Annotated in this window: 12 protein-coding genes; 7 read left to right on the top strand and 5 right to left on the bottom strand. The window is 39.7% G+C overall.

Going from position 1 to position 18,892, the window contains the following annotated elements:
* Positions 1–76 precede the first annotated feature (76 nt).
* The 4 genes from groL (at position 77) to OQZ33_RS01510 (ending at position 9,633) form a co-directional block, all read left to right on the top strand.
* Positions 77–1,711: a chaperonin GroEL gene (gene groL, locus OQZ33_RS01525; RefSeq protein WP_265797278.1), complete on the top strand. Its 1,635-nt coding sequence runs from the start codon at positions 77–79 to the stop codon at positions 1,709–1,711.
* A gap of 304 nt (positions 1,712–2,015) precedes the next feature.
* Positions 2,016–7,931 (top strand): PKD domain-containing protein, encoded by a 5,916-nt coding sequence (locus OQZ33_RS01520; RefSeq protein ID WP_265797277.1) that lies wholly within the window; start codon positions 2,016–2,018, stop codon positions 7,929–7,931.
* Entirely contained in the window at positions 7,928–8,950 is a 1,023-nt protein-coding gene (locus OQZ33_RS01515; RefSeq protein WP_265797276.1) for a PorP/SprF family type IX secretion system membrane protein, read from the top strand. Before OQZ33_RS01520 ends, OQZ33_RS01515 begins: the two co-directional genes overlap by 4 nt.
* A gap of 23 nt (positions 8,951–8,973) precedes the next feature.
* The gene (locus tag OQZ33_RS01510) at positions 8,974–9,633 is read left to right on the top strand and encodes an MgtC/SapB family protein (RefSeq protein WP_265797275.1); all 660 of its coding nucleotides are present in this window, start codon (positions 8,974–8,976) and stop codon (positions 9,631–9,633) included.
* Here the strand turns inward: OQZ33_RS01510 and OQZ33_RS01505 are convergent.
* Positions 9,630–10,631 carry an energy transducer TonB gene (locus OQZ33_RS01505; RefSeq protein WP_265797274.1) on the bottom strand — a complete coding sequence of 334 codons (1,002 nt, stop codon included), beginning with the start codon at positions 10,629–10,631 and terminating at the stop codon, positions 9,630–9,632. The genes OQZ33_RS01510 and OQZ33_RS01505 overlap by 4 nt on opposite strands.
* Positions 10,632–10,752: 121 nt before the next feature.
* Here OQZ33_RS01505 and OQZ33_RS01500 point away from each other — a divergent pair, with 121 nt between their 5' ends.
* On the top strand, positions 10,753–12,180 hold the full coding sequence (locus OQZ33_RS01500; RefSeq protein ID WP_265797273.1) for an L-serine ammonia-lyase: 1,428 nt from the start codon (positions 10,753–10,755) through the stop codon (positions 12,178–12,180).
* A 200-nt stretch (positions 12,181–12,380) separates the two neighbouring features.
* Here the strand turns inward: OQZ33_RS01500 and OQZ33_RS01495 are convergent, their stop codons facing one another.
* Both OQZ33_RS01495 and OQZ33_RS01490 read right to left on the bottom strand, forming a co-directional pair.
* Positions 12,381–13,292 carry an AEC family transporter gene (locus tag OQZ33_RS01495; protein ID WP_265797272.1) on the bottom strand — a complete coding sequence of 304 codons (912 nt, stop codon included), beginning with the start codon at positions 13,290–13,292 and terminating at the stop codon, positions 12,381–12,383.
* A gap of 66 nt (positions 13,293–13,358) precedes the next feature.
* On the bottom strand, positions 13,359–14,594 hold the full coding sequence (locus OQZ33_RS01490) for a DEAD/DEAH box helicase (RefSeq protein WP_265797271.1): 1,236 nt from the start codon (positions 14,592–14,594) through the stop codon (positions 13,359–13,361).
* Positions 14,595–15,120: 526 nt separating this feature from the next.
* Between OQZ33_RS01490 and OQZ33_RS01485 the strand changes: the two genes are divergently transcribed.
* Together OQZ33_RS01485 and OQZ33_RS01480 are read left to right on the top strand one after the other, a co-directional pair.
* Positions 15,121–15,699 (top strand): RNA polymerase sigma factor, encoded by a 579-nt coding sequence (locus tag OQZ33_RS01485; protein ID WP_265797270.1) that lies wholly within the window; start codon positions 15,121–15,123, stop codon positions 15,697–15,699.
* On the top strand, positions 15,692–16,981 hold the full coding sequence (locus OQZ33_RS01480) for a carboxypeptidase-like regulatory domain-containing protein (protein WP_265797269.1): 1,290 nt from the start codon (positions 15,692–15,694) through the stop codon (positions 16,979–16,981). The genes OQZ33_RS01485 and OQZ33_RS01480 overlap by 8 nt, the downstream gene beginning before the upstream one ends.
* A 209-nt stretch (positions 16,982–17,190) precedes the next feature.
* Here OQZ33_RS01480 and OQZ33_RS01475 read toward each other — a convergent pair whose 3' ends face one another.
* Complete coding sequence (locus tag OQZ33_RS01475) at positions 17,191–18,201, bottom strand: inorganic phosphate transporter (RefSeq protein WP_056850681.1); 1,011 nt, start codon at positions 18,199–18,201, stop codon at positions 17,191–17,193.
* 12 nt (positions 18,202–18,213) lie between these two features.
* Positions 18,214–18,855, bottom strand: coding sequence for a DUF47 domain-containing protein (locus OQZ33_RS01470; RefSeq protein ID WP_010599217.1), 642 nt, complete (start codon positions 18,853–18,855; stop codon positions 18,214–18,216).
* Positions 18,856–18,892: the final 37 nt, after the last annotated feature.

The raw sequence follows: 18,892 nt of genomic DNA, 5'->3' as shown, positions 1-18,892 counted from the left end.
GAAAGTTAAAAGTCATAAGTAAATGCGATTTAATAGATCGTAAATCGTAAATCGTAATTCTAAAATCTTAAATCAAATGTCAAAACAAGTAAAATATAACGTAGAAGCTCGTGATGCCCTGAAAAGAGGCGTTGATATTCTAGCAAATGCAGTGAAAGTAACGTTAGGACCTAAAGGCCGTAACGTAATTATCGATAAAAAATTCGGTTCTCCAGCGATCACTAAAGATGGTGTTACGGTTGCTAAAGAAATCGAATTGAAAGATGCGGTTGAAAATATGGGCGCTCAAATGGTTAAAGAAGTAGCCTCTAAAACAGCTGATATTGCTGGTGACGGAACAACTACTGCTACTGTTTTAGCTCAGGCAATCATCACTACTGGTATTAAAAACGTTGCCGCTGGTGCAAATCCAATGGATTTGAAACGCGGTATAGATAAAGCTGTTGCTGCTGTTGTGGCTAACTTAAGAGAGCAATCTCAAACTGTTGGTGAAGACAATAACAAAATCAAACAAGTTGCATCTATCTCAGCTAATAATGATGAGGTGATCGGCGCACTGATTGCTGAGGCAATGGGTAAAGTTGGTAAAGATGGTGTTATTACCGTTGAAGAAGCAAAAGGTACTGAAACTGAAGTTAAGACAGTAGAAGGTATGCAATTTGATAGAGGGTATTTATCTCCATACTTTGTTACCAATGCAGATAAAATGGAAGCTGAATTAGATAATCCTTACATTTTAATCTACGACAAAAAAATTAGCAACATGAAAGAATTGTTGCCTGTTTTGGAAAAAACTGTTCAAACTGGTAAACCATTGGTTATCATTTCCGAAGATTTAGATGGTGAAGCTTTAGCTACCTTAGTAGTTAACAAAATCCGTGGTTCGTTAAAAGTTGTAGCAGTTAAAGCTCCAGGTTTTGGCGATAGAAGAAAAGCAATGTTAGAAGACATCGCGATTTTAACTGGCGGCATCGTTGTTTCAGAAGAAAGAGGTTACAAATTAGAAAATGCTGATTTAACTTACTTAGGTTCTGCTGAAAAAGTGGTAGTTGATAAAGATAATACTACTGTGATTAATGGTGCTGGGAACTCTGAAGATATTAAATCGCGCGTAAGCCAGATCAAAGCTCAAATTGAAACCACTACATCTGATTACGATAAAGAAAAATTGCAAGAGCGTTTGGCTAAATTAGCGGGCGGTGTTGCTGTTCTTTACGTTGGTGCGGCAAGTGAAGTTGAGATGAAGGAGAAGAAAGACCGTGTTGATGATGCTTTACATGCAACCCGCGCGGCTGTAGAAGAGGGTATTGTTGCAGGTGGTGGTGTTGCTTTTATTCGCGCAGTAGCATCAATTGCTGATTTAAAAGGATCAAACGAGGATGAAAATACTGGTATTCAGATTATCCGTCGTGCTATTGAAGAGCCATTACGTCAGATTTGCGAAAATGCTGGTATCGAAGGTTCTATCGTTGTACAAAAAGTTAAAGAAGGAACAGCAGATTATGGCTACAATGCCCGCACTGATGTTTACGAAAACTTAATTGGTGCTGGTGTTATCGATCCAACCAAAGTTTCTCGCGTAGCATTGGAAAATGCAGCATCTATCGCGGCAATGCTATTAACAACCGAAGTGGTATTGGCAGACGAACCTGAAGAGGGCGGTGCTCCAATGCCTCCTATGGGTGGTGGTGGCATGGGCGGCATGATGTAGTCTTAAACCCTCCTCACGAAACTTTTCGTGTAAAAATATGCCCTCCAGGTTTATAAACCTTGAGGGCTTTTTTATGCCCCAAAGACGTTAAAAAGCCATTTTTATTTCTACAAGTCACCCTATCGGAAGCGGTTGGTGTAAATATTTGGGAGTGTAACTCAGAATTTACCTATTTTGTACTTGAATATTTATAAAAGCGTAGCATTACTTATTACACAAATGTAAGTATGACAGTCAGTCCAGACACTGATTACCGCAACTAAATCATTCCTCCCGTGTTATCGATTTCTTAATGTAGACCTGTTTGAAAAGGAAATGGCTTTTATATGCCCTTATTTTAGGGTTATTATTTGGTAGTAAAACATCATTCGCTCAAATCACTATTGGGCCAGTAAATCCAGGACCATATACACCTGGAAGCACTATTGCTGCAATATTTAAATTGCCAGCGAATTGCTTTGGGCAAAACAATGTTTTTCAGCTGTATCTATCTGACGAAAATGGAAACTTTGAAGCTGAAAAATTAATTGGAAGCTATACTGGCTTTTACAGCACTTACGTAAATGGCATAATCCCCACCACAGACATCCTCCCGGGCACAGGGTATAAGTTAAGGATTAAATCTACTGAACCTGATATTATTAGTACCGAATCAGCAGCTTTTGAAATCAAACTTGGAGTAGCAACAGAAGCGAGGTTAATATCGACTTATCTGAATCCAAACGATACCGAAACATTTGGCACTTGCACCAGTACCATCAATAATCCTTTTATTTTTTCGAATGAATCTACTGCTGCATCAGTTGTTACAGCAACTGTTACCAATGAGCTAACGGGAACTGTTACCGGATTAAATTTTACCTCAAAGCTGCAACAGTTTACCGCCGACCAGGCGCATTATACTATATTGACGAAAGCTGTTAATTCAGACGGAACACTGGCCACCAAAGCATATTTTTTAATAAATAATAAAACAGTCACAGCCTTTGGTAGCTCTGGCAATAACCTCGTTTGTTTGCCGTTGGGCGCTTTAGAGTTTAGTGTAGATTATACCTCACCTGGCGGAATACAGAACAATTTTCCGGGCGACAAATACACCATCACCTGGGGTGATAATTCGACATCCGTTTACACTTTCTGCGATATTGCCGCTTTACAGGGTAAGGTGAAACATAATTATCTCCGGTCATCATGCGGTAGCACTTCCGTATCAAGCGCAGGGACTATTTTTAATGCTTTTGATGTAACCATAAAAGTTTCGAATGTATTTTGCGGCGATCTGGGAACACCCGTTTCATCATCAGCAAAGGTTGTAGCGCAGCCTGTAAATAGTTTCAGCTTCACCAACCCCGGCTGTACCAACACCGATATTACTTTTATCAATACCTCGAGCTCAGGAGAAAATCCGAACACTAATTCCTCAGGCTGTACAGAAAACATACTAACCTATAATTGGTATGTTGATGGGGTTCCTGTGGAGGCAAACAAACCCCGGTCTTATAATTTTATTACGAAATTTCTGACACATGGTCAACACACCATCAGACTGGAGTCGAACAGTTCCGGAGCTTGTCAGGCAGAACCTTTAGAAAAAATAATTTGTATACAAGATCCTCCAAAACCAGATTTTATTCTACCTACCAATATAATATGTTCAGGTGGATCTATAAAAGTTACGGATAAATCCTTGGTCGATAGTATATGTAACCCAGCCAATACCTACTCTTGGATAGTATCGCCAGCGGTGACCTTTATTAATGGCACAGATTCACAAAGCAAAGAGCCAGAATTCCTGTTCGATACTGCCGGTATTTATAACATTACGCTAAACATAACAACGCCATCTTGCGGTCTGGTTTCATCTACACCACAAACTGTTGTGGTTAACAAATTTCCGACTGTTACCTTATCTCCAGATATTATACTTTGCAATCTCGCCACTTACGATTTTAATCCGGTAACAGTTGGCGCCACAAAAACCCTACTTGAAGGAACACTGCTCGATGAAGCTGACACTTATACCTGGACTGTGACTGCTGCCGGAACCGGAACTTATAGCTTTGTAAATGGAACCTCCGCCAATACAAAATATCCATCAATTAAATTCGATAACTATGATGAATACACTATTAGCGTAACGCAGAAAAATAACTGTGGAACCATTACCAAAACCCAAAAACTTACATTCGCTACTGCTCCGTCAATTAGCGCTGGTATTGATCAAAGTATTTGTTTCAACGATCCAAGCTTCACTTTAGCAGCAAACATTACCGGAACCACAACATCGCAAACCTGGATTGGTGGAGATGGTGCTTTTACTCCGGATAGAAATACACTAAATGCAGTATATATGCCAACGGCTAGTGAAAGAGCTAATGGGAGTGTAGCCCTGCGCCTTAGGGTAACAACCCCTTTGGCTCCCCCATGTGATCAGATTGATGATGATATACTACTCGTTATCAAGCCAAATATTGATATTACAAGTCCAGCAAGCAAATCAATCTGTACAGGCAAGAATGTGGATTACATCCCAACTTCCGCAGCTGCCGGAACAGTTTTTAACTGGACAGCAAGTGGAAGTTCAAGTGTAACTGGCTTTTCAGCAAGTGGAAGTGGAAAGATCGATGATGTTTTGATCAATACTGATTTGAATACCGATGCAACTGTTACCTATGTGATCACCCCAACTCTTGATGGCTGTGTTGGCACCCCCTTTATATTTAAAGTGACTGTAAATCCGAGTCCCTTGATAACCGCTACCGCTCCAAGCCTTAATATCTGCAATAAAACCAGTGCGGCTATAAGTTTATCTTCGCTAATGAGCAATGTAAAATACGTTTACAGCAGCATTATTAGTGGAGAAATCACGGGAAATACCAACCAAACCATCGCATCATCTAACACGTTAATAAATGATATTTTAACGAATTCAGGTACAACGCCTGCTACAGTAACTTACACCATAACCCCAGTCTCAGCAGGTGATTGTACAGGGGTCCCTGCTACAATTACCATCACCGTTAATCCGAGTGCAACATTGGCAAATGCTGGTGCCGATGAGGCCCTTTGTAATTTGAACAGCTATACACTCAAAGCCAACGCTCCTGTAGTTGGTTTAGGGAAATGGACAATTGTAGCTGCCCCTACGATAATTTCTTTCGAGGATGATACCAAATACAATACTGAACTTTCAGGCCTGCAGGCCGGTAATACATATGTTTTAAGGTGGACGATTAGCGATAATACGTGTTCAACATCAAGTGACGAGGTGCAAATAACCGTTAGTCCGGAGAGTGTTGGCGGAAATACCTCTGGCAGCAATACTTTTTGTGCTGGTACGAACGGAGGGAATATCTCTTTGTCTAACCAGGTTGGCAGTATCATAAGATGGGAACGTTCTATTGATCATGGCCAAAATTGGTCGGCCATAAACTCTACTGTAAATCCATTGGTTTATTCGAATTTGGAGGTAACTACACAATACCGAGCTATTGTTAAAAGTGGAAGTTGCACAGAAGCCATTTCATCCGTTTCTATAATAAAAATCAACGCTTTAACAATTACCGCAAACGCAGGCATTAATCAAAGTTTATGTAGTGGAAATGGAATAACATTAAGTGGAAATAATCCAGCTCCCAATAATGGCTTATGGACACTCATATCTAATCAAACAGGAGTAACGATAGCAGACCCTACTTTATTTAACACCAATGTAACCGGATTAATGCCTGGCGAAGTTTATAAATTCATGTGGACCATCACCGGGTTTACCGGCTGCGCGCCATCCTCATCAGAGGTTACAATAACTTACTTCTCCCCTATTTCAAATAATATTAATAACACCGAGGCAATAATTTGTTCTGGCCAGCAGATTACAATCTCCGGGGATGTTCCAACGGGAGGTTCAGGAAGTTTTGATTATCAATGGCAAAGCAGCACTGATGGAAGCACATGGGTAAATATTCCTTCATCAATCGATAAAAATTTAATAGCTAGTCCGGCCGCTTCCTTGTTTTATAGAAGATTGGTTAATAGCACCATTTGCACTTCGGTAAGTAATGTATTAAAAATAAATGTATTGCCTGATTTGGCAAATAATACCATCTCCGCAGATCAACAAGTGTGTATAGGTTCAGCAGCAGCTCCATTAAGTGGATCTATACCAACTGGAGGCGATGGGGATTTTAATTATCAATGGCAGTCTAGTTTAAATGGAACAGACTGGAGTGATGTACTTGAAGCAAATACCATAAATTTTACACCTCCTTCACCAACAGTAACCATTTATTACCGGAGAGTGGTGACTAGCGGTTCTTGTTCAATTAATGTCAGTAGCGCAATAAAGCTAACCGTAAATCTTCCTGCCAAAGCAGAAATTATTTTTAATGAAGATAAAGGCTGTGCACCATTTAAACTTACAAACAACAATGTATCAGCAGGTTTGTATCCAGATCGAAATGCTATTTACACCTGGTTTGCAAATGGAGCACAAATTGGTACAGGGTCCACTTTCCCCGGTTATACCATTTTAAATCAAAACGAGACCGTAACTATCAAGCTTGCAGTAACCAGTAATAACGGCTGTAATAATGATGAGATTACACATATTTTTACAACCAGGGAAGATGTTACTGCATCATTTACGCAGAATATAACAAGTGGCTGTGGACCGTTAAATGTTTCCTTTACCAACACCTCTACTTCACTAACGGCGGCTACTTTTAAATGGGATTTTGGGAATGGCAACACTTCAGATTTAGCTCAGCCTGCAGCAGTAACTTTCCAACCTGACCCAGCAGGGAAAGACCTCACTTACATCATTACACTAACCTCCACTACACCTTGCGGCATAACCATCAAAACTTCGGAGGTTTTGGTAAAAGCCAAACCAGTCGCTACCTTCTCGCCAGATAAAACGGTAGGGTGCTCACCATTCAAAGTAACTTTTAGCAATACAACACTCGGTAATTCCACAAGCTATACATTTGATTTTGGGGATGGAGAGACGCTAACTACCACCGATAAAGCCAATGTTTCGCATACTTATAATACACTTGTAATTAAAGATTACATAGTCAAAATGATTGCTAGGAATGAATGTGGATCAACTGAATCTCAATACACCATAAGGGTTTCACCAAATTCTATTGTTCCAGAATTGGTGGTAAATAGCAACCAACTCAAGGGGTGTGCACCATTTAAGGTAGACTTTTACAACAATACATCAGGAGCTACTTCATTTGTTTACGACTTCGCCGATGGGAGCACCGCAATTACCTACTCTGCTCCAGAAGTTGTTTCTCACACTTTTACCAAACCTGGCAAATATACCATTACACTTCACGCTTCCAACGGATGTTCCAATGTCTCGACCACAGAAGAAATTGAGATTTTAGAACAGCCAATTGTCAGTTTTACGGCAGACAAGACTAGTGGATGTGATAGTGTAATTGTAAAGTTTAAAAATATCAGTCAAGATGGGGTTGGTTATGTTTGGGATTTTGGCGATGGCACTACTTCGACTACCGTTGAGCCAACGCATACTTTTACCGGTTCGGGGAAAACCTTCACCATAACCCTTACGGCAACAAACATTCTGGGCTGTAAAAATACAGTAAGCATTCCTGGATATATCAAAGTGGCAGCTCCTTTAGTTGCAGCATTTACTGTTAGCCCTGGCAATGAATTATCCATTCCCAATTTCACTTTTGGATTTAAAGACGTTAGTAATGACGCTGTTAGCTGGGAATGGCTTTTTGGTGATGGATCGAGATCAACGCTGAGAAATCCAAATCACACCTATGCAAATGATGGTTTGTATTCGGTTACGCTGAAAGTTTTAAATAAAGAAGGCTGTTCGGCTACCACAACACAATCGGTAAGGATTATAGGCGTACCGGGGAACTTAAATTTGCCCAATTCATTCATGCCTGCAAGTGCCAAAAACGAAATTAAAACTTTTAAGGCAAAAGGCCAGGGCATTCAAGAATGGAAAATGAGTGTATTCAACAAGTGGGGACAATTGATCTGGGAAACAACAAAATTGGATGATGGCGCGCCAGCAGAGGGATGGGATGGTACATTCAAAGGACAAGACCAGCCACAAGGTGTTTATTATTGGAAGATAGATGTAAAATTTATTAATGGAGGTGATTGGAAAGGAATGACTTATGATTCTGCTCCACCACGAAAGACAGGCGTAATATATTTAATAAGATGATGGGGAGAAAGATACTGCTATTGACATTTACTTTGCTATTGCCACTCTTGATGATGGCTCAAGATCATATTTATTCACAGTTTTACAATTCACCAATTTACCTTAATCCTGCCCTCACCGGTCAGTTTGAAGGAGATATTCGGTTTAATGCCTTGTACCGGAATCAATGGTCAGGGTTGGCCAGCGATTATTCTTACATCAGCGCCTCTGGCGATTTGAACTTGGAAAGGATAAACAGTGGCGTGGGACTAATCTTCAATAGAAGTACAGAAGGAACAGCATATTTGGTTAAAAACAATGTAGCAGCCAGTTATTCATACATCATAAATGGTGATGATTTTACACTTTCGTTTGGCTTGCAGGCCGGAATAACCAACCAGAAACTAAACTGGGACAAATTAGTTTTTGGCGATCAAATCGGTATTGGGACTGGTTACATACCGGGCAGTATTTCAGGTGCAGAAAAGCCGAGTATTGATAGCCGCTTTTACCTGGATGCCAACGCTGGAACCAATTTGGTTTATGGAAAATTTATGCTTGGTGTGGCGGCCCATCACATCAATCGTCCCGATGAATCTCTATCGGGCTTCCAGGCTAAGCTGCCAATGCGGATTTCCGGAAATATGAGTTACAAACTGACTCTAATTCCAGATCAGTACGACAGAGATGGAAGTTATCTTATCCCTTCTATAGTTGTCTACAAACAGCAAAATATCACTTCATATAGCGCAGGGATGCAATACAAATATGCAGGCATAAACGCTGGTATCTGGTACCGTGGTGGAAGCAATGCTGGCGGAAACGATGCAATTGTATTATCGGTAATCTTTGACATTTTTAACCGAAGAACCAATGGTGAAAAATTCAGGGTTGGTATTAGTCACGATGCTACTTCTTCGAAAATTAATTATTCCAACACTGGAGGAACATCCGAAATTGGTTTAGGTTACGAAAAATATTTTCAAAATAGTTCAAATGGTGGGCGAGCAAATGGCTTAAGATGCTACGATTTTTATTAATTTGGCTTTGTTAATTCAAAGCAATGAACGACATTCTAGATAATAGCCATTTTATTACACAAAGTGAGGTTAATAAATTTTTATTGGCAACATTATTATGTGGCTTAATTGGTGCAGAACGCGAATACAGAAGCAAATCTGCTGGTCTAAAAACGATGATGATGATTGGCTTAGGCGCCACTCTATTCACCATATTGTCCGTAAAAATCGGGCCTACAAGTCAGGACAGAATTGCCTCCAATATTGTTACTGGTATTGGTTTTCTTGGTGCTGGCGTGATTTTTAAGGAGGAAAATCGGGTTAAAGGATTAACCACGGCTTGCATTATCTGGATCGTTGCTGCCATTGGAATGGCTATTGGTGGTGGGTATTATGAACAGGCCATTGGCGTAACAGGCGTTGTACTATTAGCTTTAATTATTTTTCCTTTTTTGGAAGAAATTGGAGACCGGAGGTTTACAAAAAGGATTTATCGCATTGTTAAAAAACAACATACACAGGGCGATTTAGAAAGTTATGAGGAAGTTTTTAGAGAAAATAAACTAAAGCCCCAGCGGGGGAAACATCAGTTAGCAAATAATATCATAACCGGGAATTGGACTGCCACTGGCACGCCAAAAAACCATCGGAAATTTGTAGAGAAAATGTTAAAGGATGAAGACATTATTGAGTTCGACTTCTAAAAGTTAAAATTCATTCGCTGGTTATACTTTACCCGCACCGGAACACCCCTCTGTTTACCCGGTTTCCATCTCGGGGATGAACTTAAAACTCTCCTGGCCTCCTCGTCAATGGAAGGATAAACTGATTTATCAATCTTGATTTCCACTAAATCTCCTTTTTTATTAACTACGAAACTTAACATTACAGCTCCGCGAACGCCATTTTTTTGCGCATCAGATGGATATCTGGTTGCAGAGCCCAGATATTTATTCCATGCGGTTTGCCCACCAGGAAATTCGGGCGCTTCCATCGCTGCCGTATAGGGATAATTTACAGTTTCTATGATCGTTTCGCCAGAGATCAGCTTCCCGCTTTCAAATTTCTCGATAAAAGTATCGCCTTTTTTAGCATATCTGCCTGACCAAACACCGTGTTTAAATCCATTTATATAATCACCTTCTTGAAAAAGTTCGTCATCTCCTGATTTTGTTGTTTCTTTTAAATGGCCATTTCCCTCCGAAATATTTACATGACCTGTAGAGTCTGCATCGTAGATTATTCTAGAATTTGTATTAAGAACAAATTGATTTAATGATGAGCTAATTCCAATCATCTGGTCAGTACCGGGGTTCATTTGAATATATTCTGCCCTCCGCTTCTCTTTCCCGTTAGGATGATAAAAAATAGATATCCCTGCAAGAACCCCGTTTTCATAATTCATCATTTGTGTTCTATTACCCAAACTATCGAAGCTCAGAACCGCACCTTGATAAACAAGCCTCGGCTCAAATGCGTTGACATAACCCTGTGATTTTCGTTTCCCATTTTGAAAAAATTCCAAAAGTTTAAATCGGTTATCACCCGAATCAGGCTCCTCTATTACTCTTATAAAATCGGCCTCCTGCCTGGTACCCACTTCTTTTCCGGCTTCTGTTAAGTAGTAAATATTTTTTTTTACTTGAGCTTGAGCAAAAAAGGCAAATGCCGATATGAATAATATCAATAAGCGTAATTTCATCGCTTAAAGCTATGCAGAATTAGCAAAAAAAAGAAAAATATCACTTTATTTTTGTCATCAAAACGACTCAGGAGATATTTTAATAAAAACAAATCATAGCTTTGTATAACTCACTATCTTCATGATTAAGGAACAGATTTCAGTTTTCGATATTTTTAAAATAGGCATTGGCCCATCGAGTTCCCATACACTTGGTCCTTGGAGAGCTGCTCAACAATTTACCTCATCGCTTACCCAACAAGATTTACTCGATGATGTGGAAATGGTAAAGATATTACTTTATGGTTCTCTTGCCAAAACAGGCAAAGGTCATGGAACTGATGTAGCCATTTTACTTGGTTTAACCGGCGCAGATCCGGTAACTTTTGATGTTGATGCCGTTACACCAACCTTTGAAAATATCCAGAAGGGAAAAAAACTTAATCTTGCTTTCCAAGCCATAATTGATTTTGATTACGACAATGATTTATTGTTCCTTTTCGCAGAAAGCCTACCCTTTCACCCTAATGCGGTTACCTTTCAGGCGTTTTTAAAAAATGGCAAGGCTTTTTCCGAAACCTACTATTCCATTGGTGGGGGGTTTGTGGTAAAAGAAGGAGAAGACAATAGTCAAAAACCTCAGGTCGATTTACCCTTTCCTGTAGAAAAAGCGAAAGAACTTTTGCATTGGTGTTTATCAACCGGACTAAAAGTGAGCGAAATTGTAATGGAAAATGAACTGGCCTGGCGACCAGAAGCGGCCACCAAAGCGGGCATTCTTCAGCACTTTGCGGTAATGAGAGATTGTATTTATCGTGGCTGCCACACTACAGGTTTTTTACCGGGCGGATTAGATGTTGCCCGAAGAGCATTCCCATTGAACAAACGATTAATCGGCAAAGCCGAATATACAGACTATAACTCCTGGTTAGAAGCCATCAAAAAAGGTGGTAACGGCTTCAACTATATTTTGGATTGGGTAAGCTGCTTTGCTTTGGCGGTAAACGAAGAGAACGCATCATTCGGAAGAGTAGTAACTGCACCAACAAATGGGGCAGCTGGTGTTATCCCTGCAGTTTTACAATATTTCATCACCTTTTGCGACGGTTACTCGGAAGAGAAAATTATCCGATTCATTGCCTGCGCATCTGAAATAGGAAGCATTTTCAAGAAAGGCGCTACCATTTCTGCAGCCATGGGTGGTTGCCAGGCAGAAATTGGGGTTTCGTCGGCAATGGCAGCAGCAGCACTTACAGAGTGTTTAGGCGGTTCTCAGCGACAGGTTTTAATGGCTGCTGAAATTGCGATGGAACATCATTTGGGCTTAACCTGTGATCCGATTGGTGGTTTGGTTCAGATTCCCTGTATTGAAAGAAATACGATGGGTGCCATTAAGGCCATTACAGCGAGTCAGCTAGCGTTGCAAAGTAACCCCGATAAGGCGAAGGTGAGTTTAGATGCGGTGGTAAATACCATGTGGGAAACTGCTCTTGATATGAATGCAAAATACAAAGAAACATCAGATGGTGGCCTGGCTACCAATATTCCAATTAGTTTGCCTGAGTGTTAATTGGCTTCACCCTGTCAAAGTCTATGTGTCGGCCAATTAGGAGCGTTCCCTTTCCGGGAAGAGATGGCTTTATCGGACAGAAATTTAAACCTGCGTTCTAATATTTACGGATAAATTCTATTTAAGCTTTGTGGTCTTAACCTGTTTCCAGTTTATATTTTCTTAAATACAAAAAAAAATTGCGTTCTCTTTGCGGTTACCTAAACGAATCCCGAATATTTAAGTACCATCCACCAAATGCCTGTAGTAACAAACGACAGCAGTATCCCCATACCGACGACCAGATTAGAAACTTTAGGATTTAAGTTATATTGATCAGCTACAACGCCGGCTGTCAGTAAGGTTGGCATGGCCATTTCAAAGATTGTAATCTTTGTGATCATCCCATTCATTCCCAATAGCATAGCTATAACTAGAACAAAAAGCGGTGCAAATATCAACTTATATAACAATGCGAAGCTGATGTGTTTAATTTCGCTAAACCAACCACCAAATTTCAGCTGCAGGCCTATTGAAAATAATGCTAGCGGACCAACAGTTCCGGCTAGTTTATCGAATAAAGTATCTAAAGATGATAGGTTTAGATAAAGGGGTAAAATTAATGCCAATACACAACTAATCAATGGCGGGAAAGTAAGTACTTTTTTAATAACCAATTTTGCACTTAATTTCTGTTTCTGCGATGAACGAATGGCTACAATTATTCCAATGGTTGATAATAAAGTAAAAGTAATCTGATCGCAAATAATAGCGATTGCCAGTTCCTTTTCGCTGAAGTAGGCAATAATTAACGGAAAGCCAATAAATGAGGTATTGCTTAACGAACTCACCAATTTTAAACCACCAGAAGTTGCCCGGCTAACGTGGGTAAATTTGGCGTAGAAGGTGATAAATATCCATCCAAGAAGCCAAACACAAATCGGTGCCAACGCCGGAAACAACAAATCTTTTGTCCACACAATGTGCGGCAGGTATTTGAAAGAAACTGCGGGTAATGCAATATAGATAATCCACGCATTAATGCCCTTATGCGCATCTTTCGGTAGTGTTCTACTTTTCCTAAAAAGAATACCTGCGATAATACATAAGCCGATTAGAATGAAATTTGCCATATTAGCGCAAATATACTGATAAAAGAAAACGCCAAATAGTTTTGTCTAAATGGCGTTCGTGATATTTTATATAGCAGGATTGCTGGGCTTAGGCTTTTTCTTATTCCAAACCTTTTTCTTCGCATTATTTCTTGGGTGTTGGGGGCGCTTTTCTTCCACATGTGTAATCTCCATTGTTGAAATGTGTTCCGGTAATGGCATTCGCGGAACTTCCTTTTCAATCAATTTTTCGATATTATCAAATTTACGCTTATCTCTACTGTTAACTAAAGTTATGGCAGTGCCCTTGGTTGCCGCTCTTGCCGTTCTTCCAATTCGGTGAACATAATCTGCCGGATCGCCAGGAACATCGTAATTAATTACCAAATCAATTCCTTCTACATCAATACCACGAGATAAAACATCGGTACCAATCAGAATTGGTAGTCTTTTATTTTTGAAAGCCAGTAAAATATCTTCCCGCTCTGTTTGCGTTAAATCAGAGTGAAAAGCGGCAGCCTTGATACCCAGACCTTTAAATGCCTTGTATAGAGCTTTAACCTTCTCTTTAGTTGAAGCGAAAATAATGCTGCTTTTGTAAGTACCGTCTTTAAAAAGATCGGTTAATAAAGCTTGCTTCTGCTGATCGTGAATGTTATAAGCTTGCTGATCAATGCCCTCTGCTGGTTTAGCGATGGAAATTGTAATCTGCTGAGGATTATTTAAGATGCTGCCCGCCATTTTTCTGATTTTTGGCGCCATGGTGGCCGAAAAAAGAAGCGTTTGTCTTTTCTGCGGCAAGTAGCTTACAATACGCATGATATCATCATAGAAGCCCATATCAAGCATTCTATCTGCCTCATCTAAAATTAAATGCTGCAAATGTTCCAACTTCAATAAACCTGATGATAAGTGTGCCATTAACCTGCCTGGTGTGGCAATAATAATATCCACGCCTTCACGCATCGAGCGTTTTTGTTGTTCATAGGCAATGCCATCGCCACCACCATAAACCGCCAGCGAACTGATGTTGGTAAAGTAAGCCAAAGCTTCTACCTGTAAATCTATTTGTTGGGCAAGCTCTCTTGTTGGCGCTAAAATGAGTGTGTTATTGTGCCTGTCTTTAGCACGGGCAATTTTATCCATTACCGGTAAAAGGTAACTAGCGGTTTTTCCGGTGCCCGTTTGCGCGCAAGCAATCAGATCATGATCGGCCAAAATGACCGGGATTGCTTGTTGTTGTATTGGGGTAGCGCTTTTATACCCCATAGCCATTAGGCCTTCATGTAAATCGGGGTTAAACTTAAAGTCGTTAAAATTCAATCTATTGTGTTTATGTATTTTAGCAAAAGTACCTCAAATTAAAACGAATAGCAAACGCCAATGCCGCTTAGACTTTTAAAAACTAAGTCGTCTGTTTTTTCATCCTCTAATTGATTTGAAAGTGATTGTTTTAAAGCTCTTGGCTACAGTAGTCCCGCCCTTTGTTGTAGCCCTCTCCAAAAAGCTCCGGGCTGCCACTTCGGTCGCTTGCCAGCAGGCAGGGGTTTAAATACACCGGTTACTACATAAAAGGTGAAATGCTAATGCTACACCAAGGCCAGAAAACCTTTAAAAAAGCACCGAATTTTATTAATTGCCCTGGTTGAAGCGGTTACCCTGCAGCGAAGGAAGCATGACGAGCGAAACGTAAGAGCGGAAAACGGGAACAAACTTTAACAGCGGCTTTGTCTTTGCGCTTCAAAAAAAAGATGATGAACGATAAACTGAAAACCATTTCACCTTATTGCCGCCCTTACTGAAAAATATTTTTTATACTTGAAAGATATTTAAATAGCTACCCCATTTTTTGAAGTTTATAAAAAACATAGCTGGTATTAACCAGAAGGATGATGCAGATTTAATTGCTGAGTATAAAAGTACTGGCGATTTAGATGCGTTGGGTACGCTATACAATAAATATATGCACCTGGTTTTCGGGGTTTGCCTCAATTATTTTAAAGATGAAGAGCTGAGCAAAGATGCCGTGATGCAGATTTTCGAAGAATTGGTAAAAAAGCTAAAAATACATGAAGTACAGAATTTTAAAAGCTGGCTTCACGTATTAACCCGAAACCATTGTTTAATGGCGTTGAGGAAATCTTCGAAGCAAAATAATGTATCTATTGATGATACTTTTGTGGAAAACAGCGAATTTGTGCATCTGGATATTGACGACACAAAAGAAACGCAGCTTACTATAATGGAAAAGTGCATGGAAACTTTGCCCGAAGAACAGCGGAAAAGCGTAGATTTATTTTACTTGCAAGAGAAATGTTATAAGGAGGTATCTGAGATAACAGGCTACGACATGTTAAAGGTGAAAAGCTGCATCCAGAATGGAAAGCGGAATTTAAAAATTTGTATAGAAAAAAATAGTAGTGAATAACGACTGGTTAGATATTGATGTTCTGGAAGAGTACCTGGATGGTAAACTTGATGCTAAGGCGATGCACTTTGTAGAGCGCCAGGCATTGGAAGATCCTTTCGTAGCCGAAGCTTTGGAAGGCTTGAAACAATCGCCAAAACGCAAGCAAACGCTATCTATTTTACAAAAACAACTTTACGATAGAATTTCGGAGAAACCCGCTAAACGTAAAATGTGGGGCATAACTACACATCGTTTAAGTATTGCAGCAACAGCTACTGTAGCTTTTATTGCTGTGAGCATTTTGTTTTTTATGCGGGAAACCAGCCGTAAAAATGCTGAAACTGCAGCCAGGAAAGAAAACGGCGTTATTGTTAATTTGGATACTACAACTCTTGCTACAACAAAAGCCGCTAAAAATGATTCAAATACTGCCAATACCAGATCAGCTTTAATTGATAAAGCAATCGTGGATGCTAAAACAGGCGATTTAGCAAAAAACACTAAAAAAACGCGTGTTAGTGCTAACGATGAGCCAGCTTTAATAGCCGAGCAGAAGAAAGCGGTAATGGGTTTAGCTAGAGAAAAAACAGAGGTTGCACCAGCAGTGAGCAAGGCAAAGCAGGCTTATGCTACGAGCGAAGTGGCCATTGCAACGGCACCAAAACTGGGCGCCAACCATGTTGTTTTTAGTGGCAACGTAATCGACCAAAGCAATGGTAAACCCATTGAAGGCGCTGTGGTTAAGCTTACTGGATCAAATAGGGTAACAGCTACAGATGCTAAAGGTTATTTTGCCCTGCCGGCAGATAGCATTCCAAAAGACAAAGATTTGATAATTAATGCTATTGGTTTTAGAGAACGGCCAATTACCAATGTGAACGACCCGAATGCGATTAGAAACGCGATGACAGGAGATAAATCAATTAATGAAATTGCTGCCATAATGGGTTCAAACGGTCGTAAAAAGGAAAATATTCCTGCACCCAAAATTATGTTGAAAGCAGAACAAAATTTGGATGGAAAGACATTAACGGAAATCACTAAACCTGTTCCTGTATCGATAATCAACTATAACCAATATTTAGAAACGAATAACAGACTTTACAACGCAAAAGGTCCTGAACAATTTGTGATTGTAAGTTTTAAGGTTAAGAAAAACGGTCGTCCTACAAATGTTAAAGTTATTAAGTCATTAACTCCTAAAGCTGATACAGAGGCAAAGCGACTCATTCAAACCGGACCAGATTGGGTTTTACCTAAAAACGGCAGCGACATGGTAGAAATGAGTATAAGGTTTTAATGGCCGGTATGGAGTGATATACACTTAGGTAAAATATTGAAAGCGTAAAAGCTATATATGACCATAATCAATATGGTTTCTGGCAAGCCGCAAATAAGATTGTAGCGCAAAAGTTTATCTTAGCTATTTAACGAACTTTTCTTCAAAAGATTGTTAAAAAAAGACCAAAGCAAAGTGCTTTAGTCTTTTCAAAATGTCTTTTAATTTGTCTATTTGAAATAATAAATCGCTCCGTAAATAAGGGCGGCTAAAGTTGCTGAAACCGGAATGGTTAACACCCAGGCCCAAATGAGGTTAATGGTTACACCCCAACGAACAGCAGATACACTTTTTACCACTCCAACACCTACAATTGAACCTGTAATGGTATGCGTTGTAGAAACCGGGATACCAAAATGCTCAGTAATACCCAAGGTAATGGCACCTGCACCTTCAGCGGCGACACCTTCCAATGCTGTCACTTTGGTAATTTTTGACCCCATTGTTTTAACAATTTTCCAGCCACCACTCATGGTCCCTAGTGAAATTGCCGAATAACAAGCAATTGGTACCCAAGCTGGCATTGAATCAAAATCAGGAATCACTTTAGCAGCGATTAATGCAGTGGCAATAATACCCATTACCTTTTGTGCATCGTTACCGCCATGAAAGAAACTTAAAGCAGCAGATGATAATAACTGCAGACGTTTAAACCACTTCTCCGCCGTTGAAGGCTTAGCATAGCGACAAATATTAATGATAATTAGGGTTAATACTACTGAAATGACCAAACCAATAATTGGAGCAAGTACAATGAAGGATACAATTTTAATTACATAACCCATGTTCACTGCATCCATCGGACTAGCGCCGATAAGCAAAGCATGTGTCATACCGGCGCCAGCAAAGCCACCAATTAGTGTATGCGAGGAACTCGAGGGAATACCGTACCACCATGTTAACAAATTCCATATAATAGCGGCCACTAAACCAGCCAGAATTACCTCTAAGGTAATATAATTTTCAATTACTGTCTTGGCAACCGTGTTGGCAACCTTATGATCGGTAAAATAAAAGTAAGCTGCAAAATTAAAAAGCGCAGCCCATAAAACCGCCTGAAAAGGCGTAAGAACTTTTGTAGAAACAACTGTTGCAATCGAATTAGCGGCATCGTGAAAACCGTTAATGTAATCGAAAGCAATAGCCAGAATTACAACAACAACCAATAAGGTAGTTACCATGTTTGTTTATTATTAAGCGTTTTTAACTAAGATAGTTTCCAGCACATTTGCTACATCCTCACACTTATCTGTCGCTTTTTCTATCGTTTGTAAAACCTCTTTTTGTTTAATTAATTCAATTGCATTGGTTTCGTATTCAAATAAACGGGCAACCGCCAGTGTAAATACATAATCTGCCTGGTTTTCGCCGCTATTAATACGGATACAAGCATCAGCAATTACACGTATGTTTTTGAAACTGCGTAACTCTTTAATTGCTTTATCAATATCAGTACACATTTCTACTAAAAGTTCTGCAATTTTAACAATTGGCTCGCTAATGGTATTCATATTATACATTTGCATCCGATTAGCTGTACCGTAAATATAATCGGCAACGTCATCAACAGCTGTAGCCAACTGGTGAATATCTTCCCTATCAAAGGGTGTGATAAAGTTCCTGCTCAATTCAAGAAAAATTGAATGCGTAATATCGTCTCCTACATGCTCTAAGCGTTCAATTTCCTTAAAAATTGTTTTCCTGCTTTCAGCATCAGCAGTACTGACCATCTCTAATAATGCTTCAGCAATTTTTAATGCATTGCTACCAGCTTGCTCAAAAAGAGGATGAAATTTTCTGTCTTGAGGTGTAAAGAACTTAAAAATATTGTTCATGTTAATTTCTAATATGTTGCAAAGCTACAAGCCCAAT

It is taken from the genome of Pedobacter sp. MC2016-05 (genome assembly GCF_026239735.1).
In the GTDB taxonomy this organism is placed as follows: domain Bacteria; phylum Bacteroidota; class Bacteroidia; order Sphingobacteriales; family Sphingobacteriaceae; genus Pedobacter.
The sequence above is the reverse complement of the archived record's forward strand: the minus strand, read 5'-3'. Positions and strand labels throughout refer to the sequence as shown.

Bases quoted from the DNA above. Each gene is read 5' to 3' on its own strand.
- groL (WP_265797278.1), top strand. From the start codon at position 77: ATGTCAAAACAAGTAAAATATAACGTAGAAGCTCGTGATGCCCTGAAA.
- OQZ33_RS01505 (WP_265797274.1), bottom strand. From the start codon at position 10,631: ATGAAATTACGCTTATTGATATTATTCATATCGGCATTTGCCTTTTTT.
- OQZ33_RS01515 (WP_265797276.1), top strand. From the start codon at position 7,928: ATGATGGGGAGAAAGATACTGCTATTGACATTTACTTTGCTATTGCCA.
- OQZ33_RS01495 (WP_265797272.1), bottom strand. From the start codon at position 13,292: ATGGCAAATTTCATTCTAATCGGCTTATGTATTATCGCAGGTATTCTT.
- OQZ33_RS01475 (WP_056850681.1), bottom strand. From the start codon at position 18,201: ATGGTAACTACCTTATTGGTTGTTGTTGTAATTCTGGCTATTGCTTTC.
- OQZ33_RS01500 (WP_265797273.1), top strand. From the start codon at position 10,753: ATGATTAAGGAACAGATTTCAGTTTTCGATATTTTTAAAATAGGCATT.
- OQZ33_RS01470 (WP_010599217.1), bottom strand. From the start codon at position 18,855: ATGAACAATATTTTTAAGTTCTTTACACCTCAAGACAGAAAATTTCAT.
- OQZ33_RS01510 (WP_265797275.1), top strand. From the start codon at position 8,974: ATGAACGACATTCTAGATAATAGCCATTTTATTACACAAAGTGAGGTT.